The sequence below is a fragment of the Nocardioides sp. Bht2 genome (assembly GCF_047308515.1).
Taxonomy (GTDB): Bacteria; Actinomycetota; Actinomycetes; order Propionibacteriales; family Nocardioidaceae; genus Nocardioides.
Genome location: NZ_JBLBWI010000004.1, coordinates 183,882 through 210,550, shown reverse-complemented (window position 1 = coordinate 210,550; position 26,669 = coordinate 183,882). Strand labels below are relative to the sequence as shown.

Here is a 26,669-nt window from a genome sequence, read left to right as displayed (position 1 = left end):
CGGCAGAGCGGTTCGGCCCGCAGATTCCTCACGCGTGCCCGGTGGCTTCCCGGCCGGCGCGGTAGGCCTTGTCGCCGAAGAGGAAGCCCAGCGAGATCACGATCAACCCGAGTGGCGCGAACATGCCGGCCATGTACTGCAACGGGGAGATCCCGAACAGCAGGGTGATACCGCCGCCGATCAGGCCGACCCGGCCCAACCAGCGCGGCACCGCACCCTGGCGGGCGGCGGCGAAGAGGGCGATCCCGCTCAGTCCGACCAGACCCCAGCACCACGGGATGGTGCCGATCCAGTGGGCGAAGAAGACCGAGCTCTCGGCGCTGGCCATCTCCTCCTTGCCGTTGGCGAAGACGAACTCGGTGGTGAGGCCGGTACCGAGGACCAGCACGACCGCGGTGCCGAAGAGTCCGCTGAAGGCGACGAGCGGCGTCAGGCTGTGCGCGCCGACCGTTGCGGCGAGTCGCCGGTAGGCGCCGGCCGCGAAGACGATCAGCGCAACGGCCGCGACCATCCCGAAGGTGTGGAAGGCGATCATCTGCGGGACCTGGTCGGCGAGCTTGTCGGCGATCTTCGCGGTGTCGCCGTCCAGGTCCGGGTCGTAGACGGCGTTGACCATGCCGGATCCGACCATGGTGCCGAGGCCGGCGAGACCGGCGATCAGGCCGGCCCAGGCCCAGCCACGCGACGGTCGGGCGACGGGCTCTGTCGGTGCCGCGGACCGCGGCGCCGCGGCGATGGTGGGGGTGGCGTTCATCAGGTTCTCCTCGTTCGGTTCGGTTACCTGACTCAGCCTGCGGGCCGACTTGTCCCGTCTTCCAGGGACAGCGCGGCACAGTCGCCGGGACGCCGTCCGACGCCGTCTCGACCGGCCGAACGCGGCGAGGTCCGACCTCGTTCAGGGCCGCGACACTAAGCTCGAGACCGTGATCTTCAAGCGCGTAGGCAGCTCCCGCCCCTACCCCGAGCATGCGATGACCTCGCAGGACTGGGCCCAGGTGGCGCCGATGCAGGTCCGTCTCGGCGAGTTGGTCACCATCAAGGACACCCTCGACCTGGCGTCCCTGCTGGCCGAGGAGTCGACCTTCTACGGCGATCTGTTCGCCCACGTCGTACGCTGGCGCGGCGAGTTGTACCTGGAGGACGGACTGCATCGCGCACTCCGTGCGGCGTTGCAGCAGCGCCACGTCCTCCACGCCCGCGTTTACGACTTGGAGGGCTGATGGACCATCGCCGGACCACGGTCACCCTGACCGTGCTGATCGTGCTGTGCCTCTTCGGCCTCTTCTTCGGCGTCCGTGCGGTGACCGCCGACCTGCCCGGCGAGGGGATCCTCAAGGAGCCGGAGGCGAGCTGCACCAACCGCACCGTCTCCGCGGGGAGCACGATCACCACCGAAGAGGTCACCGTCAGTGTCTTCAACGCCGGTGGCCGTTCGGGTCTGGCGAGCCGCACCATGCAGGAGTTCGTGAAGCGTGGCTTCGCGGCCGGTGACAGCGGCAACGCCCGTAACGCCGACGTCAAGCGAGGTCAGGTCTGGGCGGACAGCTCGGAGAACCCAGCTGCGAAGCTGGTGCTGCGCCAGCTCGGCGCCGGCTACCAGATCCACACCGGCAAGCCGGTCCTCGGCGTCGGCGTGGTGGTGGTGCTGGGCAGCGACTTCCAGCAGCTCGCGAAGAAGGCGCCGTCCCGGATCAAGGTGACCCAGGACGCCACCATCTGCAGCCCGCCGCTGTAAGCCACCCGCGCGCACCGGACGCCGATCCCTCGCCGCCGATTCACCGAAGGTCTAGAACTTGTTCTAGTTCTGCCTTAATCTGGCGCGCATGACCACCGCGCTTCCCGACGTCGTCGACGCCTCCGCCCTGCCCGCCGACGCCGAACAGTTCGACGTCGTTGTCCTCGGTTTCGGGATCTCCGGCGGCTGCGCGGCGCTCGAAGCCGCCCGTAGCGGGGCCAAGGTCCTGCTGCTGGAGCGCGCCGCCGTCCACGGTGGCACCTCGACGATGAGCGGTGGCGCCTTCTACCTGGGCGGCGGAACCCCGGTCCAACAGGCCACCGGCCACGAGGACTCGGTCGAGGAGATGATCGCCTACCTGACCGCCGTCTCCCGTGAGCCGGACGCCGAGAAGATCCGCGCCTACTGCGAGGAGAGCGTGGAGCACTTCACCTGGCTCGAGGCGCTCGGCTTCTCGTTCGAGCGCAGCTACCTCGACAAGAAGGCCGTCATCCAGCCCGGCACCGAAGGGCTGATGTACACCGGCAACGAGAAGGTCTGGCCCTTCCTGGAACAGGCCACCCCGGCACCCCGTGGCCACAAGGTCCCGGTGCCGGGAGACACCGAAGGCACCAAGCTGGTGATGGACCTGCTCCGCGACCGACTCGCCGAGACCTCCGCGGAGGTCCGCTACGAGACCGGCGGGAACTCCCTGGTCACCGATGCCGACGGGACCGTGATCGGCCTGCGCTGGAAGCGTTTCGACGAGGTCGGCTTCGTGGCCTGCAACGCCGTCATCATCGCGGCCGGCGGCTTCGTGATGAACTCCGAGATGGTCGCCAAGTACACGCCGAACCTGGCCGAGAAGCCGTTCGTGCTCGGCTCCACCTACGACGACGGCCTCGGCATCCGGCTCGGCGAGTCCGTCGGCGGAGCGACCGCCTTCATGGAGGAGGCGTTCATCACCGCCCCCTTCTATCCGCCGCAGAGCCTGGTCAAGGGCCTGGTGGTCAACAAGCTCGGGCAGCGCTTCGTCGCCGAGGACTCCTACCACTCGCGGACCTCCGGCTTCGTGATGGAGCAGCCCGACCACGCCGCCTACCTGATCGTCGACAGCGAGCACATCGAGCACCCGGCGTTCCCGCTGGCACCGTTCATCGACGGTTGGGAGACCGTTGCCGAGATGGAGACCGGGCTCGGCCTGCCGACCGGCTCCCTGCAGGCCACCCTGGATCGGTACAACGAGCACGCGGCGCGCGGCGAGGACCCCGACTTCCACAAGCAGCCCGCCTGGCTCGCGGCACAGGACACCGGACCGTGGGGTGCCTACGACCTCACCCTCGGCAAGGCGCTCTACGCCGGCTTCACGATGGGCGGCCTGACCACCGACGTCGATGGGCGGGTGCTGCGGGCCGACGGCTCGGCGATCACCGGCCTCTACGCCGCCGGCGCCTGTGCCTCCAACATCGCCCAGGACGCGAAGGGCTACTCCACCGGCACCCAACTCGGCGAGGGCTCCTTCTTCGGACGCCGGGCGGGACGCCACGCCGCCGCCTCCTGACTCCTCACCCGTGCGGACGTCATCCGGTCCGAGGACCCGCTCCCACGCAACGTAGGACGTCCGCGGGGATGGAGGCAGACTAGGCACCATGAGTGACCGTTTCACCGTTGCGAGCCGGGCCGCCGTGCCGCCGTTCTACGTCATGGACCTGCTGGCCGCCGCGCAAGAACGCCAACGCACCCACGGCGATCTGGTCAACATGGTGGCCGGCCAGCCCAGCACCGGCGCCCCGACGCCGGTCCGCGACGAAGCGATCCGGCTGCTCAACTCGGGCGACCCCCTCGGCTACTCGGTCGCGGTCGGCCTGCCCGAACTGCGCGAGCAGATCGCCGGGCACCACAAGCGGTGGCACGGAGTCGACGCCTCCGCGGACGACGTCGTGGTCACCACCGGCTCCAGCGGCGGGTTCCTGCTCGCCTTCCTGGCCGCCTTCGAGATCGGCGATCGGGTCGCGATGGCCCGCCCCGGCTACCCCTGTTACCGCAATGTCCTGCAGGCGTTGGGATGCGAGGTCGTCGAGCTCGACTGCGGACCCGAGACCCGCTTCCAGCCGACTGTCGCCCAACTCGAGGAGCTGGTCGCGCGGACCGGGCCGATCAAGGGCCTGGTGATCGCCAGCCCGGCGAACCCGACCGGCACCATGCTCGCCGCCGCCGAACTGGCCGCCCTCGCCGCCTGGTGCGAAGCACACGGCGTGCAGCTGATCAGCGACGAGATCTACCACGGCATCGAGTACGACCCGGACCACAGCCGCGCCTCCGCCTGGTCCACCTCACGTGAGGCGATCGTCTTCTGCTCGTTCTCCAAGTACTTCTCGATGACCGGCTGGCGGATCGGCTGGATGCTGGTGCCCGAACGACTCCGCCGTGCCGTGGACGTGCTGACCGGCAACTTCACGATCTGCCCGCCGGTGATCGCCCAACGCGCCGCGGTCGCCGCGTTCAGCGACGATTCCTACCGCGAACTGGACGGCCACGTCGCGCGGTACGCGGAGAACCGTGCCCTCCTGCTCGACGGCCTCCCCAAGCTGGGCATCGACAGGTTGGCCCCGGCGGACGGCGCCTTCTACGCCTACGCCGACGTCTCCCACCTGACCCAGGACTCGATGGCCTGGTCCCTCGACCTGCTGGCCCGGACCGGGGTCGCGGTCGCACCGGGCGTCGACTTCGACACCCGCGACGGCCGCCACCACGTCCGGTTCTCCTTCGCCGGTTCGGCCGAGGAGATCAACCGCGGACTGGAACGCCTGGCCGACGTCGTCGCCCAGCCAGGCTCCTAGTGCCTCACCGCTTCCAGGAGCGCGTCGTACCTTCGTGGTCGCCGCTGACCCGGAGCAGCTTCGCGTAACAGTGCGCCGGCTCGCGGCCGGACTCCTTGCACCAGGAGATCGCCGGCCCAGGCTTGCTCGACGGCACTCCGGCCACGGTCACCCAGTAGTCGTCCTGCTCGAATCCGGCGAAGTCGCCGCTCCACACCAACCGGACCTCGGGGTACTCCAGGCGGAGCCGTAGGTGCTCCTCGTAGATCCCGGTGTAGTCGTAGGTCTGCGCGTCGAGTCGGTCGTGGGTGCCGTCCTGCTTCGAGGAGAGCTGCGGGACCCAGGAGTCGGCCAGCTTCTCGGCGACCGGCTCCCGATCCTCGGCGGCCAACCGTTGCAGCGCGGCGAGGCTGTTCTGCTCGCGGGTATCGACGTCGACCACCACGTCGGTCTCGTCGGAGTCCGCGCTGCCCGAGTCGGTGGACTCCGGCGTCACCGGGAGGTAGGAGTCCTCGCCCGACGCCCCGTCGTCGTCGCAGTCCACCAGGATCTGGCCGCCGGAGATCGCACTGCCGATCTCGGCCGGGGTCGCCCAGACCTGGCTCACCGGGAACCGGACCGCGACCCTGGAACCTTCGCCCGGGTCCGCGTCGGGCACCCAGACCGGATCGTCGGAGAAGTCGAAGACGCCCAGCGCCAAGGTCTGTTCGCCGTCCGCGCCTTCGGGGGTTCCGGTGATCAACATCCGGTACTGCGAAGAGTTGAGCCACTGGCCCTGCGGACAGCTGGCCACCACGTCGAAGGTCACCTCGACGGCGCCCTCCGCGCTCTCGGCGGTCACCGGCACGAACTCCGGTTCCGAACCGCACTTGGTGACGTACTCGTCGCTGAGCTCCAACTCCTCCGAGGACGGTTCGACCGTCGAGCCCGAACCGGCGACGTTGCCCTGGGCGAGCAACTCCTCGTCGGGTTCACCGAAGCCGCTGAATCCCCACATCGTCTCGCCGGCGGTCACCACGATCGCGTCGGCGGTGGTGCCGAGATCGGCCACGATCGGGTACGTCTCGCCGTCCACGGTGTTGGTGAGGTCGAGCTCCCGGCGCCAGGCGAGCTTGCCGTTGCTGAGGCTGCGGACCTCGAACAGGTCGCTGCCTTCACCGGTGCTCAGAAAGGCGTCCTCGGTCGATGCGTAACCCGAGCGGGACTCCGCGTCGCGCCACAGCACGGTGCCGGTGCGCGCATCCTGGAAGTGCACCTTCTCGGTGTAGTCCTCGTTGCCCCACTCGTCGTACTGGGACCATTCGCTGACCCGCAGCACCCGGTCGCTGAGCCAGTCCACGTTGACGTCGTCGCTCGGGACGACGTCGCGCAGCTCCCGCCCTGCTTCGAGGTCGTAGAGCGTGTTCCCGGCGCCGACCAGGCCACCGCGGACGACGGGCCGATCGTCGCCGTACGACCAGGGGTAGTCGGTGAACCGGAGCTCCTCGTGCCCGGCGAACCAGAAGGTCTCCCAGGAATCGTCGTGCGCCAGCGCCAACTCCTCGCCCTCGCTGGTCCGCACCGCGACCTGCGGCTCTTCGGTCCGGTGGCCGCCGTCCGCAGCGTCCAGCACGTACCCGCCCCCGCTCATGGCGAGGTGAACACCAGCGTCGTCGACCCGCACGCCGATCCCGCCGTCGCCACCCTCGTCGTCACTGGAGTCGTGCTCGATCACGGTCTTCCAGCCGCCGTCCGGGTCGTCGACGGTGCCGGAGCTGACGATGATCTCGGTGACCTCGGTGACGGAGTCGTAGGTGGTGCCCGCGACGTAGACCTTGTCGCCGTCGCCGACCACCTCTTGGACCACCGCGTCGTACTCCGCCGACGCGACTGCCTTGCCGGTCCCGGTGTCGCGGACCGTGACCGTCGCCCGGTTCGCCTCCCAATCGCTCTCCCAGCAGGCGATGCGGCGTTCGGTTAGCAGCGCGCAGGCGTAGCCCTCCTCCTCTTGGACCCACCTCCGCTTTCCGGTCTTCGAGTCGAGGGCGACGGTCCAGCGTTGCGACTCCTCGGTCACCTCGTCCCAGTAGCTGACGGCGGCCAGCACCGTCTTCTCGAGGTAGAACGGCTCGAAGGAGGCGCCCTCGACGGGCACCATTGCGGTGAACTCCGCGCCCGGCTGGTCGACCAGTTCGGCCGCCGAGACGCTCCACTCCCTGCTCGGTTCGCCGAGCACCGAGCTGGTCGGTTCGAGCTGTGCGTCCGGCCTCGTGCCGTCCTTCTCGTCGTCGCCGATCACGAGGGCCAGACCTGTCGCCGCGCCGCCCACCGCGACCAGGACCGCAAGCGCTGAGCCGATCAGCACTCGGCGGCGCTTGCCTGGGCGGGCCGGGCCGGAGACGGGAGCCGATGCCTCCGCGACGTCGTCAGGCACCCGGGGCAGACGCACCGATGTCTCGTCCTTCTGCGCCGCGGGCGCAGGCGGCGCAGGCGGTGCAGGCGGTGCCGGGGGCACGGGGAGCGGGGGCGCGGTCGGTGCCGGGGGCACGGAGAGCGGAGGTGCCGCAGGCGCTTGGGGCGCATCCAGGGCACGTGCACCGCACGCGGTGCAGAACGGTGAGGTCAGTCGCTGACCGCATTCGACGCAGAAGTTCTGGGCCATCAATCCCCCGTAGTCCTCGCCGGCACCAAACCGGACACATCAGACTAAAGGCAGCGACCCTCACGCAGCGGCAGAACGCACCCCGAACCTCGCACCCGCCCGATCCCGATCCGATCAGGAGGAGCTAGCGGGAACTGCGCGCCGTCCGACCCCGGGTGATGCCGACGAAGGTCTGGGTGTCCTCGCCATCGCGGTCGATCAACCAGATCAGGCCCACCTCGGTGGGGTCGAGATCGCTGACGATCCGCTGCACCACGTCCTTGCGCTGGTAGAGCCGGGCGATCGACATCGGCATCAACGCCACCCCGGTCCCGGCCGCCACCGTCTCGACGGCGTCCTTCTCGGTCATCGGCGGCCAGTCGAGCTGGTCGGCCTCGGGCGTCCAGCCACTGGCGTGCGGGCGGACCAACTGCTCGCCGCTCAGCTCGGTCACGGCGACCTCATCATCGGCAGCCGCAATGAAGTGGTCACGTGATGCAACGACGACCGGCAGCTCTTCGTAGAGCCGGATGCAGTGCAGGTCGGTGCGGTCCACCGGCAACCGGACGATCGCCATGTCCACCAGACCCTCGCGCACGGCGGACTCCTGGTCGGCCTCGGTGAGCGGGACCAACTCCAGCGGTTCCGGACGGCGGTCTCGCCAGGCACGTGCCCACTTGTCGGGGGTAGCACCTGTCACGAAACCCAACCGGAAAGTCATGCCCCCAGGCTATGCCCGCCGTCCGGTCTCCGCCGACGCCCGCCCCCGGCGGCCTTCCGACAACCCCGCCGAGTCCGGTCCCGGCGAGGGTCCTGGTGGTCGATCCGCCGACCCCGAACAAGTAGTTTGCGTTCACGGGTTTGGACTCGGCCGCGATGGGGAACGTGGCTCGTTAAGGCGAGGTAGGTGATCCATGTACGGCGATACGGCCGCGATGCGTAAGCGCGCATCACAACTGCGCGAGCAGGCCACGGAGTTGCGTAGCCTGGCCGACCAGTTGGTCGGACAGATGGAGGCCGTCGGCTGGCAGGGCCGGGCCGTCACCGACCTCCGCGGACGGGTCGCCGACCGGGCCGCCCAGCTCAAGGACGGCGCCGAACAACACGAGACCGCCGCCGACTCGCTGACCAAGCACGCCGCCGAGGTCGAGCGGCTCAAGGAGTCGATCGCCGACACCGAACGCAGCGCCTCCTCCCTGGTCGTCGATGCGCGCAACCGGATCGCCCGGCTCCCCGCCGGGGCGGACGGCGTCCAGGTCGAAGCCGCCGACGCCGACCGCCTGCTCGACCAGTTCGTCCCTCCCGCCAGCGGCCACAAGGACTGGCTCACCGTGACCCTCCCAGGACTCTGAGATGCCGACCATCGACCTCACCACCCCGGCGCCGCCTCCGGTCGGCATGCTGGAGGGCCTGCCGCGCAGGATCTCGCTGACCCTCACCGAACTCCAGCTTCTCGCCGAACGGGCCGGCAACGCGCCACTGCCGTTCGAGCTCAGTGACGCCGCCGCCCCCAGCGCCCTGGAGGGCCGGCTCGGCGCCTCCGCGCAGAGCAGCGACGACGCCCGGTTCCGGGCCGCTGTCCACGCACTGCCCGACGCCTTCGACTCGTTGAGCCGCCGCGGTCTGGTGGACGGCGCAACGACCGACCCGGGCGCAATCGGCGCCCTCGGCCTGCTCGCCAAGCCTGCGGTCGCCGTCGACCTCGACGTCGTCGTCGACGGTTGTCGGGCCCGCGCCTGGCACCGGCTCCGCGACGGCGCGGTGGCCACCTTGGCGACCAGCGACGGACTGGTCTTCGAGCTTGCTTGGTTCGACGCCGTCCAGTGGGCCGGCGAACTCGCCCGGGCGGCAGCACTGCCCAACGACGCCGGTGCCAGCAGCTCCCAGGTCCCGGCGCTGGCCGACCTCCCCTTCGAGCTTCTCGACGCTGGCTCCGAGGCGGTCCGTTCGGGTCGGACCGACCTGCTCGCAGCGATCGTCGCGCACCACCAGGGCGCCGCCCACGACGGCGCCGGTAGCGAGCTCAACGACACCGAGACGCAGGCGATCATCACCGCCCTCAGCTCCGAGAGCCGCGGTCGACTCCGCGCTCTGGTCGCGGACATCGAGGCCGGCGGCACCACCGTCGGCGTGGTCTCGTTGGTCCTTCTCCTCGACGGTTGGCATGCCTTGACCGCCTACCGAGACGGCGACCTCAACCGCGTGCAGGTGCGTGCCGTCCAGCCCCCGGAGCTCTCGGCCCTGCTCGCCCCGGTCCTGGCGGAGGTGTCGGCATGAACGCCGAAGACAAGTACACCCGGTTCACCGCGCTGGCCGAGCTCTTCGACGCCACCGCCGACGAGCTGCGTGCGCGCGCCGCCCTTGGCGCGCAGGTGCTCAACGACGAGGACGTCGCCGACTCCGCAGAGCTCGCACCGCGCAGCTTCAAGCAGGCCGAGGACGACATCCTTGCCGCCACCACCGGCAAGCACGGCCTGCTCAGCCGCTCCACCGAGTTCGACGCCGACGCCCTGATCGTCCGGGCCACGGTGCGGACCTACCGTTGGATCGACGAACTCCAGGACGCCGCGTACCGGACGTTGGGCTCGATCGCGGCGCGTGCGGTCGGCTACCTGGCCCCGGAGGTCGAGCTCGGCGGCGCGATCGTGGCCGCCGGTCTGATCGAGACCGACGCCCTCGACCGGGACTCACTGGCCGCCTACCTGAACGAACTCGCCGACGCCAACCCCGACCTGATGCAGCACTTCGTCAGCGGCGGCGGGGGCCTGGTCGAGAGCCTGCAGTTGCGGGCCCTGCTGACCAGCTCAGCACTCGGCGGCCAGCACGGTGCGGCGATCGCGCGCGGCGGCCTGCGTGCTGTCGGCGCCACGGAGTTCACCGACGACTTCTCCTCGGCGCTGCGCGATGTCGCCGGTGGCCTGGTCTCGGTCGAGGCTGACGAGTCGAGCGCCCCGAGCGCCGCACCCGCTCCGCCGTCGTCGATCGAAGAGGTCGTCGAGGTGTTGGCTGCACTGGAGGTCGGGCTCTGGGTCCAGCCGCTGGCGGGAGGCCGGTTCATCGCCTATCTGACCGGTACGCCGAGCCGCTCCGCCACTGATCGGGTGGTGCTCGCCGACGGCGACGTCGCCAGCAGGGTCGAGCAGAGCAAGGCAGCACTACGCCAGGCCATCGGTTCGACATCGGGCGCGCGGGTGCTGCTCGCCGGCTCCGGCCACGGGGGTGTCGTCGCCACTGCCTTGGCTGCGAGCCCCAGCGACGCCTGGGTGATCGACCAGGTGATCACCGCCGGGTCGCCCGCGGCGCAGGCCACTGCGGTGCCGCCGTCGGTGCCGGTCCTCGCGCTGGAGGATCGCTCTGATCCCGTTGCGCTGTTGGGATCTCTGCTCAACGCCGGGGTCAGCAACCGGCTGACGGTGGTCTTCGACGGTGGTGTGGCGAGCGGCGTCAACGCCTACCTGGCCGGAGGTCGCGCGGTCGACACCAGCACCCATGCGGATCTACGAGCCTGCGTGCAGCGGCTCCGGGAGCTGGGCTACCTGAGCTGATCGGTGCGGCGTCAGGTCACAGGATGTCGTGCACGAACTCACCCAGCTGGGTGAGGTTGCGGCATTCGACCATCGGCACGATCTCGGCGTACGACGGTGCCGCCGAGTCGCCGGTGCCCCAGTTGCGCGGGTGCTCCGGATTCAGCCACCAGGTATGCCGCGCCCGACTGGTCAGCGCCTTGAACTGCGCCAACTGCAGGTCGGCGTAGTTGGAGCGGGCGTCACCGAGGATCAGCAGCGACGTCCTCGGCCCGACGGCGTCCGCGAACCGTTCTTCGAAGACCTTGAACGCCCGCGGGTAGTTGGTGCGCCCCCACAGGGCCGCCTGACTCGCCGAAGCTGCCAGGCTCTCCATCACGTCGACCGGGTCGCCACCGGGGACCAGGTGCTCGGTGACCTCGGTGACATGGTCGACGAAGGTGAAGGCCCGCAACTTCGTGAACTGGTCGCGCAGCGCATGGACCAAAAGCAAGGTGAACTGGGCGAAGTTCGCGACCGAGCCGCTGACGTCGCAGAGGACGACGAGTTCCGAACGGTGCGGACGCTTGGGCCGCTGGTGGGTGACCAGGGGGACGCCGCCGGTGGCGATCGAGGCGCGCACGGTGCGCCGGAAATCCAGTGGCCCCCGACGCATCGCGTGGTGTTCCTGGGTGAGCCGGGTCGCCAGCCGACGGGCCAGCGGGTAGATCTCACGACGCAGTTCGACCAGGTCGGACTTGCGCGCGCTGAGGAAGTCGAGCCGGTCGATGGTGGGACGCAGAGTGTTGGTCGCCACGTGCTGGGCGCCCTTCTCGGCGGCGAGCCGACGGAGGGCGTCGGCTTGGACGAGCTGGTTGAACTGCTCCAGCACCCGCTGCGCCCGGCGCCGGGCGACCGGCTCGGTGTCGCCGTCGGCGATCAGCCCGGCGATGAGCTGTTCGACGAGCCGCTCGGGCTGGATCCGCATCATCGCCTGGTAGGCGCTCCATGAGGACATCCCGGGCGAACGCCCGGGCATCGCACCGAACCGACCGACCGCGCTGATCGCCAGTTCCTGCATCCCTTCACCGGCGGAGTCGGCACCGCTGGCCGCTTCACGCAGGGCCTGGGCGAGTTCGTCGCGGATCTGGGCCAGCGCCTCGGCCGAGTCGGTCGGCACCCCGGCCTGTTCCGCGGAAGGACGCTGATCTGCGTCCGCGGGGTTGAGGAGGTCGGTCAATCCGTCCGCCGTGCGGCCGTCGCCGAGCAGGGCGGGGAACCAGAGGTCGAAGAGCAGGTCGAACTGGGGGCGGTGGGCGGCGCGCTTCACCATGGTTGCGGCGTAGACCGCCCTGAGCCGCTCCCGGTCGGCGAGCCCGACCACCTGCACCGCCCGGGCGGCGTCGATGTCCTCGGCGACCGAGACCGGCAGGCCCGCACGGCGGAGCGCCTCGATGAAGTCGATATGGCGAGCGGTCAGCGACATGAGGCCCAGTCTCCCCCACCCCGGTCACCACCGGACGCCGAACTCTGCGGGGAGCGCGCATGCGACGGGACGGATGTCCGATTCTCACCATGAGCTGTCCGATCAGGACCGGGAGAAATCCCGCGCATCGAGCAACTATTGACCACAGAGAAAAGAGACAAGGAGCGCCCAGACGGCGCCCGAGGGAGTGAGCATCATGACCACGATTTCGATCATCGGCGGCACCGGATACGCCGGCAGCAACATCGCCCGCGAAGCCCTGCGCCGCGGCCACACCGTCACCGCGTGGGCCCGCTCCGCACCGGCAGAGCCCATCGACGGCGTCCGGTACCGGATCGGTTCGGTCCTCGACGCCGACACAGTGCGCGAGGCGGCGGCAGACGACGTCCTGGTCCTGGCGACCCACGCCCAGCTGGCCGACGAGCACACTCTCGGCGAGGCACTCGGCCAGGTCGTCCAGGCGACCGTCGACAACAAGGCCCGGCTCGGCGTCGTCGGCGGGGCCGGCAGCTCCCTGGTCGCCGCCGGTGGCCCGCGCCTGGTCGACACCCCCGAGTTCCCGACGGAGTACAAGCCCGAAGCGCTCGCCCACGCCGAGGTGCTGGAGGCGCTGCGCGCCAGCGAGAGCGACGTCGACTGGTTCTACGTGAGCCCGGCCGCCACCTTCGGCGCCTGGGTGCCCGGCGAGGACCGCGGCACCTACCGCACCGGCGGCGACGTCCTCGTCGTCGACGAGCAGGGCGACTCCTCGATCTCGGGTGTCGACTTCGCCCGCGCCTTCGTCGACGAGATCGAGCAGGGCAACCACCCCCGCCAGCGGTTCACCGTCGGCAACTGACCCGAACCGTCACTCAAACGCGCCGAACCGTCACCTGGACGCGCCGAACCGTCACTCAAGTACGCCGAACCGTCACCTGGACGCGCCGAACCGTCGCATAGGTGGCGGTTCGGCGCGTGTGCCTGACGGTTCGGCGCGCATGCCTGACGGTTCGGCGCGCATGCCTGCCGGTTCGGCGCGCATGCCTGACGGTTCGGCGCGTGCGCCTGACGGTTCGGCGCGTATGCCTGCCGGCTCGGGCTAGCGTTTGGCGGCGGCAAGACGGAGCTCGCGCACCGCCCGCTCCTGGTCGGTGACGTGCTTGAGAACCACACCGAGGGTGCGACGCGCGGCGTCGGCGTCGAGGTCGCCGATCTGGAGCGCCACCATCGTCTGCGCCCAGTCGATCGACTCGGCGATGGACGGCGCCTTCTTGAGCTCGAGCTCACGCAGTTTGGCGACCATCTCAACGATCTGCTGGGCGAGCTTCTCCTCCAACCCCGGGACGGCGCGGAGCAGGATCTCGCGCTCGCGTTCAGCGTCGGGGTAGTCGAGATAGAGGTAGAGGCAGCGACGCTTCACCGCCTCGGAGAGTTCGCGGGTCGCATTCGAGGTGAGCACCACGAACGGCCGGCGCACCGCACTCAAGGTACCGAGTTCGGGGATCGTGACCTGGAAGTCGGAGAGCACCTCCAGCAGCAGGCCTTCCACCTCGACGTCGGTCTTGTCGACCTCGTCGATCAGGAGCACCGTCGGCTCTTCGCGCCGGATCGCCGTCAGTAGCGGGCGGGTGAGCAGGAACTCGTCGGTGAAGATGTCGTCGTGGGTCTCTTCCCACGACGCGTCGCCGGCCGACGCCTGGATCCGGAGCAACTGCTTCTTGTAGTTCCACTCGTAGAGCGCGCGGGCCTCGTCGAGACCCTCGTAGCACTGCAATCGGACCAGTTCGGCACCGATCGAGGCGGCCACAGCCTTCGCGAACTCGGTCTTACCGACGCCGGCCGGACCTTCGATCAGCAGCGGCTTGCCCAGCGCGCCGGCCAGGAACGCCGCCGTTGCGGTCTCCTCCTGCGCCAGGTAGCCAGCTCCAGCAAGCTGGGCCACGGCGTCGTCGGGCGTGCTGAACCACCGGTGAAGTGTCGTCGAGGTCACGGCGCGAGCATAGCTGCGAGCCTGGCGCCAGACGCCGGGAACAGGGGCCGCCGCCGGAGCGAGGCGCAGGACAACGGATCAACATAGGGCATCGCTGGCGGGGGTCCAGCTCCGTTGCCACGCGCGACGTCACTCCGACGGCGGCGGCCGGATCGGGGGGCGCTCCGGCACTTTCACTGTATGTGGGGCGCCTGTGTCGCGGCTCACAAACGCGTCAAATCGCAGCGAAGTCGGACGAAGTAAAGATTCTGGACCCGGTGAAACTAGAACGTGTTCCAGATATCGTAGCGAAAACGGATCGAGGAGCCCAGATGAAGCAGCGCGACGTCGTCCAGATGAACCCCGCCGAGGTAGCCGACTTCCTGACCCGCCAACGAAGCGCGAGCGTCGCCACGATCGGCCGCGACGGCCAGATCCACCTGGTCGGGATGTGGTACGCCTACCTAGACGGCCAGATCTGGCTGGAGACCAAGGGCAAGTCGCAGAAGGCCGTCAACCTGCGCCGCAACGACCGGATCTCGTTCCTCGTCGAGGCCGGACAGACCTACGACCAGTTGCGTGGCGTCGCCCTCGAGGGCCGCGGGACTCTGATCGAGGACGACCCCGACCAGCTCTGGGACGTCTGCGTGAACATCTTCGAGCGCTACACCGGGCCGTACTCCGAAGAGATGCGCCCGTTCGTCGAGGCGATGGCAAAGAACCGGGTCCTGGTCCGGATCGACGTCGACGCCACCCGGAGCTGGGACCACCGCAAGTTGGGCCTGCCCGAGATGCCGATCGGCGGCAGCAGCGCCGCCTCGATCAGCGAGCCCTGAGCCTGCCCTGAACCCGGCCCGGTCCGGTCCGGTCCGGCTGAACGCCGTCGAACAGGCCCAGAAATTCAACACGGGCGGTCGGGCCCCTCCCTCCGAGGTCCGACCGCCCGCTGAACCAACCCCCGTTCGGTACAGGTGGAACGGTCCAGCGCGGCGGTCATGACGCAGATTCGCGAAATTCTTTTTCAATGTGAGCTCAGCGCGCGGAATTGCGGCGAATTCCGACCGTCAGGTCACATTGAGCGGGGCGCGTCGGTCGACTTGAGCGGGGCGCGTCGGTCGACGCGGGGTGCCACCGGCCGCCCCAACGGCAGGAACGACCCGGTGCCGAACTCGGTCCCGAAACCAGGGGCGAAGGCACCGTCCGCCCAGACCACCTCGCCGGCGATCAGGGTCGCGGCAACCGCAGCATCGTTCCGGTTCACCATGCGCCGAATGCCACCGAGCTCCACCAGCGGCGCCTCGTGGTAGTCGTCGACCGAGCCGTCCAACCCGGCCGGGTCGATCACCACCAGATCCGCGCGATCGCCCTCACGGATCCGACCCGCGTCGAGGCGGTAGAAGTCGGCGAGCTCGCCGGTCAGCTTGTAGACCGCCTGCTCGGGCGAGATGAACGGCTTGCCCTGCTGCTCGGCCCGGTGCATCCGGTCGAGCAGACAGACCGCGAAGTTGTAGAAGGCCATGTTGCGCAGGTGCGCGCCGGCGTCGGAGAAGCCGATCGTCACCCCCGGCGTGTTCACCAACCGGTTCGCCACCTTCTCGCGGGCATTGGCGATCACCGTGGTCCAACGGAAGTCGGTGCCGTACTCGACGACAAGGTCGAGGAAGCAGTCGACCGGATGCAGCTTCCGCTCGCGAGCCACGTCGCCGACGGAGCGACCGACCAGGCTCTCGTCCGGGCAGACCGTGATCCATGCGTCGTCGAAGTCGCGATGCCAGACCCGCGGCGAGAACCGCTTCTCGAAGTCGGCGCGGAACCAGCGTCGGTAGGACTCGTCGCGGAGCAGGTCGTTGCGCCCCATCTCCTCCTTGAGGTGGATCGCCTCCCGCCCCGAGCCGAACTCCTCGAAGACGACGAGGTCGATCCCGTCGGCCCAGACCTGGAACGTGGTCGGCAGGTGCTGCCAGACGAACTTGCCGCGACCGATCCGGTTGGCGAGATACGCGATCGGCGCGAAGATCCGGTTGACCCAGGGTTCGGCGCGGGTGTCGGCGGCACTCAGCAGCGAGACCCGCAACGGCTTGCGGAAGAGCCCCGTCGAGGTGGAGACGTAGAAGGCGACGTCGTACTTGGTGTTCAGGTTCGGCACGCCTTGCAGCACCGCGTCACGACGGCGCAGCAGTCGGCTGATCCGGCGGAACTCCTTCCAACTGGCATGGGTCGAGGGCAGGGTGCGCGAGCGGTAGCGGTCGCCGTCGAGCTTGTCCCAGGGGTTGGTCATCGTGGAGACGCCAAGGAACCCGGCGTCCAGCGCCTCGCCGATCCGCCGTTCGATCTCCTTCGCCTCCGCCGGGGTGGGCTTCTGCGCGGAGTCGGTGGAGCGGCCCAGTCCCATCACCGACGCGCGGACGTCGGAGTGGCCGAGGAAGGATGCGACGTTGGGACCGAGCGCGAGTCCGTCCAGCGCGCGTGCCCACTCTGCCGGGGTGTGCCAGCTCTTCTTCTCCCGCAGCGCCGCCAGCACCTCTTCACGAGGCAGCGCCTCGACGCGGCTGAAGAGGTCGGCGACGTCGAGCGCGTCGGCGTAGACGGCGGAGATCGAGCAGTTGCCGACCAGCACGGTCGTCACCCCGTGCCGCACCGACTCGCTCAGGCTCGGCGCCACGATCAACTCGGCGTCGTAGTGGGTGTGGGTGTCGATGAAGCCGGGCATCACCCAGCGGCCATGGGCCTCCACGACACGGGCGGCGTCGGCTACGTCGAGTCCGTCACCGACCGCAACGACCCGCCCGTCGCGGATACCGACGTCGGCACGTCGCCCGGGAGCACCCGTTCCGTCGAAGTAGGTACCGCCCTGCACCACGACGTCGAACCGGCTCATGTCCGCATTCTGCGCTCAATGTGACCTCAGCGCCCTGATTTGAGGCGAAGTCCTACCGTCAGGTCACATTGAGCGGGGGCTCGGTCTTCTCACGGATCTCCGCCTCGGTGACGCCGGGGGCCAGCTCGACAAGGCGCAGCACGCGTTCGCCCGCGGTGCCCGACTCGGCGAAGGTTCCGGTCGCCGGATCGACCACGTCGATCACCCCGAGATCGGTGATGATCCGCTGGACGACGCCGAGCCCGGTATAGGGCAGCGAGCATTCGTTGACGATCTTGAAGGCACCATCGCGGGCGACATGCTCCATCAGCACGACGACCTTCTTCGCACCGTGGACCAGGTCCATCGCGCCACCCATCCCCTTGACCATCTTCCCGGGGATCATCCAGTTGGCGATGTCGCCGCGCAGCGAGACCTGCATCGCACCCAGGATCGCGGCGTCGATCTTGCCGCCGCGGATCATCCCGAACGAAGTCGCCGAGTCGAAGATCGAGGCGCCCCGGTTGAGGGTCACCGTCTCCTTGCCGGCGTTGATCAGGTCAGGGTCGACGGCGTCCTCGGTCGGATAGGGGCCGACACCGAGCAGGCCGTTCTCCGACTGCAGGACCAGGTCGACGCCGTCCGGCACATAGTTGGGCACCAAGGTCGGCAGCCCGATGCCGAGGTTGACGTAGCTGCCGTCGGTCAGCTCGGCGGCGGCGCGGGCCGCCATCTGCTCACGGGTCCAGGCCATCTCAGTTGCCTCCCTCGCGCACGGTGCGCTTCTCGATCCGCTTCTCTGCTGCTTGCTCCAGGGTCAACGCGACCACCCGGTGCACGTAGACGCCGGGGGTGTGGATCTCGTTCGGGTCCAGCGCGCCGGGCTCGACCAGCTCCTCGACCTCGGCCACCGTGATCCGGCCGGCCATAGCGGCCAACGGGTTGAAGTTGCGGGCCGAGTCGCGGTACACGAGGTTGCCGTGCCGGTCGCCCTTCCAGGCTCGGACCAGCGCGAAGTCGGCGACGATCGCCTTCTCCATCACGTAGTTGCGGCCGTCGAACTCGCGGACCTCCTTGGCCGGAGAGGCGATCTCGACGTTGCCGGCATCGTCGTACTTCCAGGGCAGACCGCCGTCAGCGACCTGGGTGCCGACGCCGGTCGCGGTGAAGAAGGCGGGGATGCCGGAGCCGCCGGCGCGCATCCGTTCGGCGAGGGTGCCCTGCGGGGTGAGCTCGACCTCGAGCTCACCGGAGAGGTACTGGCGAGCGAACTCCTTGTTCTCCCCGACGTAGGAGGAGATCATCCGGCGGATCCGCTTCTGCCCGAGCAGCAGACCCAGACCCCAGTCGTCGACGCCGCAGTTGTTGGAGGCGACCTCGAGGTCGTTCGCGCCCTGCTCCAGCAGGGCTTGGATCAGCACCGATGGGATGCCGCAGAGCCCGAACCCGCCGACTGCGAGCGTCGTCCCGTTGCCGATGTCTGCCACCGCTGCCTGCGCTGAATCCACCACCTTGTCCATGCCGCCATTGCACTCCCGGGCGTGGTGCGTGGTCAACGATCGGACGGCACGGAGGCGTCGATTGCTCGCCACGTGGCCATAAGGACGCGGTAGTGTTCACTGAATGGACACCCCAGTCAGCGTCGTGGAGCGGGTTCATCTGGTGCTCCGCGAGGTCGGCGCCCATGAACCGGACGGCGTCAACACAACGCAGATCGCCCGCGCCGTCGGGCTTCCCCGACCCACCGTGCACCGACTGCTCGGCTCCTTGCGCGAGGTCGGGATGGTCGACCGCGAACCAGACAGCGACCGCTGGGTGGTCGGCGGTGAGCTCTACGTCCTGGGCGCGGTGGCGGCGCGCCGTCACGACGTCACCCAGTACGCGCTACCCGTCGTCCGCGAGCTGGCCCTGGCCACTGGGGAGAGCGCCTTCTTCTCGGTACGCCGCGGTAACGACACCATCTGTCTCCTCGCCGAGGACGGCGCCTTCCCGCTGCGCAGCCATGTGTTGCACGAGGGTGCCCGGTTCCCACTCGGCGTCGTCTCGGCCGGGTTGGCGATCCTCGCGCACCTCGACGACCGAGAGATCGCCGACTACCTCGACACCGTCGACCTGACCACCCAGTTCGGCCCCGCCCACAGCCGCGGCGAGGTGCTGGAGCGGGTAGCCCAGACCCGACGTCACGGGTACGCGGTGAACCCCGGCCTGGTGGTCGAGGGCAGCTGGGGCATGGCCGCCGTGGTCTTCGACGTCGCCGACCAACCCCGCTGGGCGCTGACCCTGACCGGTGTCGAGCACCGCTTCTCCCCCGACCGCCACGCCGAACTCGGCGGACTGCTGCTCCGCGCAGCCCACCAGCTCTCCACCAGGATCGCCCGCGGCGCCGGACGACGCTGAGCACGGCACCGCATGAATCCCGCCGATCCGGGAACCGCTCCAGAAGACCCGCGGCGGTTCTCGGAGCACGCGGGCAGTTCGAACGGAGGCAGTCGATGGCGAACGATCCGCACACCGCGCAGCACAGCGCCCAGGACCCGACGACCGGGCAGCTGCTCGTTCAGGCCTCGCAGGAGATGCGGGAGTTGGTGCGCAGCGAGATGCGCCTTGCCCAGGTGGAGCTGACGACCAAGGCGAAGGGGATCGGGGTGGGCGCCGGCATGCTCAGCGGTGCCGGCCTGATCGCCCTGTACGGCGTGGGCACGTTGCTCGCCGCCGCCGTGTTGGCCCTCGCCCTGGTGATGGACGCCTGGCTCGCGGCGCTCATCGTCGGGGTCGCCCTGCTGGCGATCGCCGCCGTGGTCGGCATGGTCGGCAGGAGCCGGGTCCAGGCAGCGGCGCCGCCCGCCCCTACCGAGACCCTCGACAACGTGAAGCAGGACGTCGCCGCTGTGAAGGAAGGACTGCACCGATGAGTGAGCAGAAGTCCACCCCGGAGTCGGTAGCCGCCGCCGAGCAGGCCGTCGAGCAGGCCCGCACCGACGTCGCCGAGACCCTCGACGCGCTGGCCGCCAGGTTCGACGTCAAGGCGCGAGCAACGGAGCGCGCCCACGCCACCGCCGACGCGGCCAAGGAGCAGGCACACCATCTCGCCGACCGCGTCACCACCGAGCGGGGTCGTCCCGAGCCGTGGCTGATCGCCGCAGCCCTCGGCGTCGTCCTGGGCGTCGTCGGCGTCATGGTGCTGCGCCGCCGGAGGTAGCCGCATGGAACCTCGACGGGCGGGAACCGAAGACCGGTGACCACATCACCGGCGTCGCGGACGCCGGTGCGATCTCAGGAGATAGAGATGGGGAAGCTCGGATTCCTTGCAGGGGCAGGCGTCGGGTACGTGCTGGGAGCGCGTGCTGGTCGTGAGCGCTACGAGCAGATCAAGCACCTGACACAACGCGCCTGGCATAACCCGCGGGTACAACGGCAGGCCGCGCACGCGCAGGCGGTCGTGGCAGAGAAGGCCTCCCAGGCTCAGAACGTGGTGAGCGAGAAGGCCACCCATGCAGCGAGCTATGTGCAGGAGGCGGTCAAGGAGCAGGTGCACGGGATGGCCGGCCACGGCGAGACCGCGCCTGGTTCCAGCGGGACGACGCCACCGCGGCCGTGAACCCGGCCAAGGGGGCGCACCTGGCGCCCGACGTTGCGAGCAAGCCCGAGTCGCCCACCGACCTGACCAAGCACTCGTGGCGCTACGTGGTGCGCAAGACCGCGCGCGAGTTCTCCAAGGACCAGTGCACCGATCTCGCAGCCGCGCTCACCTACTACGCGGTGCTCGCCGCGTTCCCGGCGATGATCGCGTTGCTCTCCTTGGTCGGCGTCTTCGGCCAGGGGCAGCGCACCGTCGACACCCTGCTCCAGATCCTGGACGACGTGGGTGCCAACTCGGCCGCGGACACCGTCGAGCCGATCCTGACCCGACTCAGTGAGACCCCGAACGCCGGGCTCGGGTTGGTGCTCGGACTGATGGTCGCCCTCTGGTCGGCCTCCGGCTACGTCGGGGCCTTCGCGCGCGGCATGAACCGGATCTACGAGGTCGGCGAAGGACGCCCGATCTGGAAGCTGCGCCCGCTGATGCTGCTGCTGACGCTGGTCCTGGTGGTGCTGGTGGCACTGGTCGCCCTGGGGCTCGTCGTCACCGGTGCCGCAGCCGAGGCGGTAGGAGACGCGATCGGGTTGGGCGACGCTGCGATCACCGTCTGGAGCATCGCGAAGTGGCCGGTCATGCTGGCAGTGGTGGTACTGATCGTGGCACTGCTCTACTACGTGACGCCGAACGTTCAGCAGCCCCGGTTCCGCTGGGTCAGTGTGGGTGCGGTGCTGGCGATCGTGACCTGGGCACTCGCCTCGGCCGGCTTCGGTCTCTACGTCGCGGGCTTCTCCTCCTACGACAAGACCTACGGATCCCTGGCCGGTGCCATCGTCTTCCTGCTCTGGCTGTGGATCACGAACCTCGCGTTGCTCTTCGGCGCCGAGTTGGACGCCGAGCTCGAGCGTGGTCGCGAGCTGCAGGCCGGGATCCCGGCCGAGCGGCGCATCCAGCTCCCCCTGCGCGACGACCGGAACACCGAGAAGGTGGCCGAGAAGGAACGCGAGGACATCGAGCAGGGTAGAGCGCTCCGTCAATCCCGCGGCGCAGACGAGCAGACAGACGACACCGACAATGTGGGCGACGGCGAAGCCAACAGGCCGAGCCGCTGACGATTCTCCCGAAGCAACCGGCGGGCGTATGCGAGATCGCTTCCGCTGCCGATCACCGGCGTGTTCGAGACGACGGGCGCAGGTTGGGGTGAGGCGGGAGCAATCAGGACGACGCCGTCGATGCGGAGCAGCGGCAGCCCGAGAAGCCGTGCACGCAGTTCCGTCTCAACGATCACTCCGTCAGCGAGAGTCTGGTCGGGGTCCGGCCGCAGTGTCACCAAGCCGCTCGGCACCCTCCCGAAGACGCTGGGCGAGCGGGCCGCCGGAACCGTACTCCTCCAACTGCTTCGCCGACCGGATCGCCAACTGATGAATCTGCTCATACCGCTCCCTTCCGGCCCGGGCACCCAGCACGAACCCGACCGCGAGCGCCGCGATAGTCGTCAGTCTCATTGCCGTTCCTCGCGGCGGCGGAAAGCCCCGGCGACGGCGCTGCCCACGGCGACAGCAACCAGGGCGGCGCCGGCGACTGCACCCTTGCGGGCGAGCTCTGCGCCGTCGCTGGCGACGGGCCTGCCGAGGCGGCGCCAGAAGGAGACACGACGGCGTGGAAACCTCATGATCGCCCCTCCTTCGCCGCAGCCCGGCGCAACGAGTCAACCAACTGTGCCTTCGTCTTCCCGTTACGGCCGGCGATGCCCTGCCCGGCGGCAAGATCGAGAAGTTCTGCCTTGGTCAGATCCGAGAGGTTGCCGGGCAGGTCGTCTCGGACCGAACGGGTGATCGCCGCTGCGGTATGCGCGGTCTGTTTCCTGAGGTCCTCCGCTTCAACGACGGCGCCACCTGCCTCGTCCGCGTCGTGCTGGGCTGCGGCGGTGATCCGTTCGGCCTCAGCCCGTGCCCGTTCGGCAGCCTCATCCGCTGCGCGCGCGGCGGCATCAGCATGCTCACGCGCCTCCGCCAGCAACTCGGTGGCGTGACGGTATCGCCCCTCTGCAATCTCCTGTGCGTTCTCGGCCTCGGCGCGTGCCGCGGCCAATCGGGCCTGACTCTTTCTCGACTCGTTCTCCCGGCTCTTGCGCGACTCGTCCTCCGCCTTGTCGTGTTCGGCGGCGACCTGGGCATCTGCACGATCCTGCGCTCGGCTGGTTCGCTCGCGGACCTGCTGATCCAACTCGGCCGCCACCTCCTCGAGATGACGACGTTCCTGGTCCTGCACTCGCTCTGCCTGCTCAGTAGCATCCTGGGCCTGCCGAGCCGCTTCCACGGCTTCGTGCTCCGCCTCCTGCGCCCGTTCAGCAGCAGCCCGCGCGCGGGCCAGCTGAGTATCGACCGAGTTGTCGCCCGGCAACAGTGACGCCGCCTGAGCCGCTGCGTCCTTCACCTTGGCGACGAGCCCGGGCCCACCTGAACCTGGTCCGGGACTCGGATCGGTTCTCGGCGACGATGGGCTCAGAGCTTTTCCCAGGAGCCATGAAGCGTTGCGTGGTAGTTCCCTCATCCCGGCGATCAAGCTGGAGCTGATCCCGAGCCGTTCGTTGGCTTTGGACATCGTTGTCTCCCTCCAAAGGAGGCGGTACCCGATGCACGACGCGGTATGCAATCCACGGTCAACGCAACAGTGCCGTTGTCCAGTGTCACCTGCTGACACCGGACAACGGCACTGATTCGATACGAGGGCGCAGCCTCAGCCGCTCACGTACTCCTTGAGTCGGCCGATGTCCTCCACCTGGCGGGCGTGGGCGCCGGCCAGCGGGCGCACGTTCAAGGTGGTCACGCCGGCCTCGGCGAAGGCGGCGGCCCGCTCGCGGACATGGCCGGGGGCGCCGATCAGGGCGACGCCGTGGACCAACGCATCCGGGACGGCGGCCGCGGCAGCCGCCCGGTCGCCGCTCAGGAAGAGTTCCTGGATCTGCTCCGCCTCGGCCTCGAAGCCGTAGCGCGAGGCGAGGTTGAAGTAGTAGTTCTTCCCCTTAGCGCCCATCCCGCCGATGTAGAGCGCGAGATGTGCGCGGACCTCGGCGATGCCGGCCGCCAGCTCGTCGGCGTCCTCGCTGATCAGCAGTTGGGTGTCGACCATGACGTCGAGCTCGCCCAGCTCCGGAGCACGCTTCGCGCGGCCCTGGTCGAGGGACTCACCGAAGACCTCTCCGGCCCGTTCGGGCAGGTAGAAGATCGGCTCCCAACCCTCGCACAGCTCAGCGGCAAGCGCGACGTTCTTCGGGCCGAGGGCGGCCAGCACGATCGGGATCCGCGAGCGCAGCGGCGTGTTGATCAACTTCAACGGCTTGCCGAGGCCGGTGCCGCCGTCGGCCTCGGTGAGCGGCACCTGGTAGTGCCGACCGGAGTGCTCCACCCGCTGCCCGCTCCACACCTGGCGGCAGATCTCGACGACCTCACGGGTCCGCCCGAGCGGCGCGTCGAACTTCACGCCGTGGAACCCTTCCACCACCTGCACGCCGGACGAACCGATGCCGAGGACGAACCGTCCACCCGACACGTAGTCGACACCTGCCGCGGTCATCGCCAGCAGCGTGGGGGTGCGCGAGTAGATGTTCAGGATGCTGGTGGCGATCTGAACCGTGCTGGTCCTGGCAGCGATGTACCCGAGCTGGCTGACCGAGTCGAAGGTGTAGGCCTCGGGCAGCAGCACGATGTCCAGACCGACGTCCTCGAACTCGCGCAGGCCCTCGACGGTCTCGTCGATCCCACCGGAGTACTTCAGCGGCATCCCGATCTTCATGCGGTCACCGTCGGCTTCAGCACCTGCTCGCGACCCAGTTCGTTCTTGGCGATGGTCCGCAGGTGGACCTCGTCGGGACCGTCGAAGATCCGCATCGCCCGGTGCCAGCCGTACATCGCGGTCAGCGGCACGTCGTCGCTGACGCCGGCGCCACCGTGGACCTGGATCGCCCGGTCGATCACGTCGAGCGCAACCCGCGGCACCGAGACCTTCGCCATCGACACATACGAGGCTGCCGCCTTGTTCCCGCGCTCGTCGATCACCTTGGAGGTGTACTGGCAGAGCAGCCGCGCCTGCTCGATCGCCAACCGCGACTCGGCGACCTGCTGCTGCACCATCCCCTGCTCAGCAAGGGGTTTGCCGAACGCGACCCGACTCTGGACCCGCTCCGTCATCAGCTGCATCGCCCGCTCGGCAGCACCGAGGGCCCGCATGCAGTGATGGATCCGACCAGGGCCGAGCCGAGCCTGCGCGAGCGCGAAGCCCGCGCCCTCCTCCCCCAGGATGTTCGCGACCGGCACCCGGACGTCGGTGAACAGAACCTCGCAGTGCCCGTGCTGGTCGTGCCGCCCGAAGACCGGCACATCGCGGACGATCTCCACGCCAGGCGTGTCGGTCGGGACCAGGATCATCGACTGCTGGCGGTGCCGCGCCAAGGTCGGATCGGTCTTACCCATCACGATCAGCACCTGACAGCGCGGGTCCGCCGCGCCACTGGTCCACCACTTACGACCGTTGATCACGTACTCGTCGCCGTCACGCACGATGCTGGTCTCGATATTGGTGGCGTCCGAGGAGGCGACCGCGAGTTCGGTCATCGCGAACGCCGACCGGATCGTGCCGTCCATCAGCGGCTCCAGCCACTGCTTCTTCTGCTCCGGCGTCCCGAAGAGGTGCAGCAACTCCATGTTCCCGGTGTCGGGCGCCTGACAGTTCAACGCCTCAGGCGCGAGCTCCAGGCTCCACCCGGTGATCTCGGCGAGCGCGGAGTAGTCCAGCTGCGAGATGCCCGAGAGCGCAGGCAGGAAGAGGTTCCACAGCCCCCGTTCCTTGGCCTTCACCTTGAGCTCCTCGACCACCGGCGGCACCGTGTGGTCGTCGGGCCCGGCGGCCTTGCGGTAGGCGTGGTAGGCCTGCTCAGCAGGGAAGACCTCGTTGTTCATGAAGTCGATCAGCTTCTCGCGAAGCTCACGAGCCCGGGGGGACAGAGTCAGATCGGCCTCGACGAGACCGGCGCTTTCAAGCGACATGGGAACTCCTACGGTTCAAAAGGTGGATCAGGGAAGGGTCAGCCGGCCCGCGAGAGCGCGCGCTCGAGCAGCGGGGCGACCATCGCGCCGATGTCGTCGAAGCCCTCGCCGGTGGTCTCGCCCTTCAGGTGCCGGTGATGGATCTGCTCCAAGATCACCGCGAGCTTGAAGTCGGAGAACGCCAGGTACCACTCGATCTTCTCGACGTCGACGCCACGGCGAGCGGCGTACCGCTCCACCACGTCGAGAGCCGAGGCGAACCCTTCATGAGCGGTGGCGCCGGCCGAGATCGGGTTCCACGGCTGACCCGGCTCGTCCCAGAAGCTGACCAGGAAACCGAGGTCGGCGATGGTGTCGCCGGTGGTCGCCATCTCCCAGTCCAGGACGCCGAGGATGCGGCCCGGGTCGGCCGGATCGACCATCACGTTGTCGACCTTGTAGTCCCCGTGCACGATCCCGGGGTACCGGGTCTCGGGAAGTCCCTCGGTCAACAGCCGCAGCAGCTCGCGGACGCCGGACTGCGGGGCCGTCTGAACGACGTCCCACTGCCGGGCCCACCGGTCGAGTTGTCGACCGAGATACCCGTCGGGCCGACCGAGCTTCTCCAGGCCGACGTCCGCCGGGTCGATCGAGTGCAGGTCGACCAGGGTCTCGACCAAGGAGTCGGTGAGGTCGGAGCGCTGCTGAACGGTGAGGGTCGCGGTGTCCTCATGGGTCCGATAGGTACGGCCCGGGATCCGGTCCATCACATAGAAGGGGGCACCCAAGACCTGCTCGTCGGTGCAGTGCGCGACGACGTTCGGTACCGGGACGGGGGTGTCGCGCAGCGCCGAGACCACCCGCGCCTCGCGGCCGACGTCGTGGGCGTTGGCCCAGACCTCGCCGTAGGGCGGGCGGCGGAGTACCCAGTCATGAGTGCCGTCGGTCAGCAGATAGGTCGGGTTGCTCCGACCACCGGCGATCAGCGAAGCAGTCAGATCGCCTGCCAGCCCAGGATGACCCTGGGCCAGCAGCGCCGTATGGAGGTAGTTCTGCAAGGGAGGGAGCGCGAGCGCATCCTCGCTCCCCGATGAGCGTGGGTGGTTCATGGTGTCCTTGTT

General features: G+C 69.1%; 29 protein-coding genes. 15 read left to right on the top strand and 14 right to left on the bottom strand.

What is annotated here, in order from left to right; genetic code table 11:
• Nucleotides 1–28 precede the first annotated feature (28 nt).
• Entirely contained in the window at nucleotides 29–754 is a 726-nt protein-coding gene (locus ACLM5J_RS08750; RefSeq protein WP_413655937.1) for a hypothetical protein, read from the bottom strand.
• 169 nt (nucleotides 755–923) lie between these two features.
• Between ACLM5J_RS08750 and ACLM5J_RS08745 the strand changes: the two genes are divergently transcribed.
• The 4 genes from ACLM5J_RS08745 to ACLM5J_RS08730 all read left to right on the top strand — a co-directional run bounded on the left by ACLM5J_RS08745 (nucleotide 924) and on the right by ACLM5J_RS08730 (nucleotide 4,554).
• Nucleotides 924–1,220 carry a type II toxin-antitoxin system VapB family antitoxin gene (locus tag ACLM5J_RS08745; protein WP_413655935.1) on the top strand — a complete coding sequence of 99 codons (297 nt, stop codon included), beginning with the start codon at nucleotides 924–926 and terminating at the stop codon, nucleotides 1,218–1,220.
• A complete protein-coding gene (locus ACLM5J_RS08740) occupies nucleotides 1,220–1,735 on the top strand; it encodes a LytR C-terminal domain-containing protein (protein WP_413655934.1) in 516 nt (171 codons plus the stop codon). Before ACLM5J_RS08745 ends, ACLM5J_RS08740 begins: the two co-directional genes overlap by 1 nt.
• An 88-nt stretch (nucleotides 1,736–1,823) precedes the next feature.
• On the top strand, nucleotides 1,824–3,275 hold the full coding sequence (locus ACLM5J_RS08735; RefSeq protein ID WP_413655932.1) for an FAD-binding protein: 1,452 nt from the start codon (nucleotides 1,824–1,826) through the stop codon (nucleotides 3,273–3,275).
• Nucleotides 3,276–3,363: 88 nt separating this feature from the next.
• Nucleotides 3,364–4,554 carry a pyridoxal phosphate-dependent aminotransferase gene (locus ACLM5J_RS08730; protein ID WP_413655930.1) on the top strand — a complete coding sequence of 397 codons (1,191 nt, stop codon included), beginning with the start codon at nucleotides 3,364–3,366 and terminating at the stop codon, nucleotides 4,552–4,554.
• 4 nt (nucleotides 4,555–4,558) lie between these two features.
• On the opposite strand, the gene ACLM5J_RS08725 is transcribed toward ACLM5J_RS08730, so the two are convergent.
• Nucleotides 4,559–6,961 carry a hypothetical protein gene (locus ACLM5J_RS08725; protein ID WP_413655929.1) on the bottom strand — a complete coding sequence of 801 codons (2,403 nt, stop codon included), beginning with the start codon at nucleotides 6,959–6,961 and terminating at the stop codon, nucleotides 4,559–4,561.
• A 337-nt stretch (nucleotides 6,962–7,298) separates the two neighbouring features.
• Nucleotides 7,299–7,874: a LysR substrate-binding domain-containing protein gene (locus ACLM5J_RS08720; RefSeq protein WP_413655927.1), complete on the bottom strand. Its 576-nt coding sequence runs from the start codon at nucleotides 7,872–7,874 to the stop codon at nucleotides 7,299–7,301.
• A 193-nt stretch (nucleotides 7,875–8,067) separates the two neighbouring features.
• Here ACLM5J_RS08720 and ACLM5J_RS08715 point away from each other — a divergent pair, with 193 nt between their 5' ends.
• Genes ACLM5J_RS08715 through ACLM5J_RS08705 form a run of 3 tightly spaced genes read left to right on the top strand, consistent with a single transcriptional unit; the run spans nucleotide 8,068 to nucleotide 10,698 of the window.
• Nucleotides 8,068–8,505, top strand: coding sequence for a hypothetical protein (locus tag ACLM5J_RS08715; RefSeq protein ID WP_413655925.1), 438 nt, complete (start codon nucleotides 8,068–8,070; stop codon nucleotides 8,503–8,505).
• Between the two features lies 1 nt (nucleotide 8,506).
• On the top strand, nucleotides 8,507–9,430 hold the full coding sequence (locus tag ACLM5J_RS08710; protein WP_413655923.1) for a hypothetical protein: 924 nt from the start codon (nucleotides 8,507–8,509) through the stop codon (nucleotides 9,428–9,430).
• A complete protein-coding gene (locus ACLM5J_RS08705) occupies nucleotides 9,427–10,698 on the top strand; it encodes a hypothetical protein (protein ID WP_413655921.1) in 1,272 nt (423 codons plus the stop codon). Before ACLM5J_RS08710 ends, ACLM5J_RS08705 begins: the two co-directional genes overlap by 4 nt.
• 16 nt (nucleotides 10,699–10,714) lie before the next feature.
• Here the strand turns inward: ACLM5J_RS08705 and ACLM5J_RS08700 are convergent, their stop codons facing one another.
• Entirely contained in the window at nucleotides 10,715–12,142 is a 1,428-nt protein-coding gene (locus ACLM5J_RS08700) for a vWA domain-containing protein (RefSeq protein ID WP_413655919.1), read from the bottom strand.
• Nucleotides 12,143–12,338: 196 nt separating this feature from the next.
• On the opposite strand from ACLM5J_RS08700, the gene ACLM5J_RS08695 reads away from it, so the two are divergent.
• On the top strand, nucleotides 12,339–12,980 hold the full coding sequence (locus ACLM5J_RS08695) for an NAD(P)-dependent oxidoreductase (RefSeq protein WP_413655917.1): 642 nt from the start codon (nucleotides 12,339–12,341) through the stop codon (nucleotides 12,978–12,980).
• 240 nt (nucleotides 12,981–13,220) lie between these two features.
• Here the strand turns inward: ACLM5J_RS08695 and ACLM5J_RS08690 are convergent, their stop codons facing one another.
• Nucleotides 13,221–14,111, bottom strand: coding sequence for an AAA family ATPase (locus ACLM5J_RS08690; protein ID WP_413655915.1), 891 nt, complete (start codon nucleotides 14,109–14,111; stop codon nucleotides 13,221–13,223).
• Nucleotides 14,112–14,422: 311 nt separating this feature from the next.
• Between ACLM5J_RS08690 and ACLM5J_RS08685 the strand changes: the two genes are divergently transcribed.
• Nucleotides 14,423–14,926: a pyridoxamine 5'-phosphate oxidase family protein gene (locus ACLM5J_RS08685; RefSeq protein ID WP_413655913.1), complete on the top strand. Its 504-nt coding sequence runs from the start codon at nucleotides 14,423–14,425 to the stop codon at nucleotides 14,924–14,926.
• Between the two features lie 233 nt (nucleotides 14,927–15,159).
• Here the strand turns inward: ACLM5J_RS08685 and ACLM5J_RS08680 are convergent, their stop codons facing one another.
• The 3 genes from ACLM5J_RS08680 to ACLM5J_RS08670 are packed head-to-tail and all read right to left on the bottom strand — an operon-like array spanning nucleotide 15,160 to nucleotide 18,467.
• Nucleotides 15,160–16,968: an N-acyl-D-amino-acid deacylase family protein gene (locus ACLM5J_RS08680; protein WP_413655911.1), complete on the bottom strand. Its 1,809-nt coding sequence runs from the start codon at nucleotides 16,966–16,968 to the stop codon at nucleotides 15,160–15,162.
• Nucleotides 16,969–17,026: 58 nt separating this feature from the next.
• Nucleotides 17,027–17,701, bottom strand: coding sequence for a 3-oxoacid CoA-transferase subunit B (locus tag ACLM5J_RS08675; RefSeq protein WP_413655910.1), 675 nt, complete (start codon nucleotides 17,699–17,701; stop codon nucleotides 17,027–17,029).
• Nucleotide 17,702: 1 nt separating this feature from the next.
• Nucleotides 17,703–18,467: a CoA transferase subunit A gene (locus tag ACLM5J_RS08670; protein ID WP_413655908.1), complete on the bottom strand. Its 765-nt coding sequence runs from the start codon at nucleotides 18,465–18,467 to the stop codon at nucleotides 17,703–17,705.
• Nucleotides 18,468–18,570: 103 nt separating this feature from the next.
• Between ACLM5J_RS08670 and ACLM5J_RS08665 the strand changes: the two genes are divergently transcribed.
• The 5 genes from ACLM5J_RS08665 (at nucleotide 18,571) to ACLM5J_RS08645 (ending at nucleotide 21,636) form a co-directional block, all read left to right on the top strand.
• Nucleotides 18,571–19,344 (top strand): IclR family transcriptional regulator, encoded by a 774-nt coding sequence (locus ACLM5J_RS08665; protein WP_413655906.1) that lies wholly within the window; start codon nucleotides 18,571–18,573, stop codon nucleotides 19,342–19,344.
• Nucleotides 19,345–19,439: 95 nt separating this feature from the next.
• A complete protein-coding gene (locus ACLM5J_RS08660) occupies nucleotides 19,440–19,859 on the top strand; it encodes a phage holin family protein (protein ID WP_413655904.1) in 420 nt (139 codons plus the stop codon).
• Complete coding sequence (locus ACLM5J_RS08655) at nucleotides 19,856–20,146, top strand: DUF3618 domain-containing protein (protein ID WP_413655902.1); 291 nt, start codon at nucleotides 19,856–19,858, stop codon at nucleotides 20,144–20,146. Before ACLM5J_RS08660 ends, ACLM5J_RS08655 begins: the two co-directional genes overlap by 4 nt.
• 87 nt (nucleotides 20,147–20,233) lie before the next feature.
• On the top strand, nucleotides 20,234–20,545 hold the full coding sequence (locus tag ACLM5J_RS08650) for a YtxH domain-containing protein (RefSeq protein ID WP_413655900.1): 312 nt from the start codon (nucleotides 20,234–20,236) through the stop codon (nucleotides 20,543–20,545).
• Nucleotides 20,542–21,636, top strand: coding sequence for a YihY/virulence factor BrkB family protein (locus ACLM5J_RS08645; protein WP_413655898.1), 1,095 nt, complete (start codon nucleotides 20,542–20,544; stop codon nucleotides 21,634–21,636). The genes ACLM5J_RS08650 and ACLM5J_RS08645 overlap by 4 nt, the downstream gene beginning before the upstream one ends.
• 180 nt (nucleotides 21,637–21,816) lie before the next feature.
• Here the strand turns inward: ACLM5J_RS08645 and ACLM5J_RS08640 are convergent, their stop codons facing one another.
• Genes ACLM5J_RS08640 through ACLM5J_RS08630 form a run of 3 tightly spaced genes read right to left on the bottom strand, consistent with a single transcriptional unit; the run spans nucleotide 21,817 to nucleotide 22,762 of the window.
• Nucleotides 21,817–22,029: a hypothetical protein gene (locus ACLM5J_RS08640; RefSeq protein ID WP_413655896.1), complete on the bottom strand. Its 213-nt coding sequence runs from the start codon at nucleotides 22,027–22,029 to the stop codon at nucleotides 21,817–21,819.
• Entirely contained in the window at nucleotides 22,026–22,196 is a 171-nt protein-coding gene (locus tag ACLM5J_RS08635; RefSeq protein WP_413655894.1) for a hypothetical protein, read from the bottom strand. The genes ACLM5J_RS08640 and ACLM5J_RS08635 overlap by 4 nt, the downstream gene beginning before the upstream one ends.
• Entirely contained in the window at nucleotides 22,193–22,762 is a 570-nt protein-coding gene (locus tag ACLM5J_RS08630; protein ID WP_413655892.1) for a hypothetical protein, read from the bottom strand. The genes ACLM5J_RS08635 and ACLM5J_RS08630 overlap by 4 nt, the downstream gene beginning before the upstream one ends.
• Before the next feature lie 9 nt (nucleotides 22,763–22,771).
• On the opposite strand from ACLM5J_RS08630, the gene ACLM5J_RS08625 reads away from it, so the two are divergent.
• Nucleotides 22,772–22,933, top strand: a complete 162-nt coding sequence (locus ACLM5J_RS08625) for a hypothetical protein (protein WP_413655891.1) — start codon at nucleotides 22,772–22,774, stop codon at nucleotides 22,931–22,933.
• Between the two features lie 330 nt (nucleotides 22,934–23,263).
• Here ACLM5J_RS08625 and ACLM5J_RS08620 read toward each other — a convergent pair whose 3' ends face one another.
• From ACLM5J_RS08620 to ACLM5J_RS08610, 3 genes are read right to left on the bottom strand one after another with little or no spacing between them, the layout of a single operon-like run.
• Entirely contained in the window at nucleotides 23,264–24,319 is a 1,056-nt protein-coding gene (locus ACLM5J_RS08620) for an LLM class F420-dependent oxidoreductase (RefSeq protein WP_413655889.1), read from the bottom strand.
• Nucleotides 24,316–25,569 carry an acyl-CoA dehydrogenase family protein gene (locus ACLM5J_RS08615; protein ID WP_413655887.1) on the bottom strand — a complete coding sequence of 418 codons (1,254 nt, stop codon included), beginning with the start codon at nucleotides 25,567–25,569 and terminating at the stop codon, nucleotides 24,316–24,318. Before ACLM5J_RS08615 ends, ACLM5J_RS08620 begins: the two co-directional genes overlap by 4 nt.
• A gap of 38 nt (nucleotides 25,570–25,607) precedes the next feature.
• Complete coding sequence (locus ACLM5J_RS08610) at nucleotides 25,608–26,657, bottom strand: phosphotransferase family protein (protein ID WP_413655886.1); 1,050 nt, start codon at nucleotides 26,655–26,657, stop codon at nucleotides 25,608–25,610.
• Nucleotides 26,658–26,669: the final 12 nt, after the last annotated feature.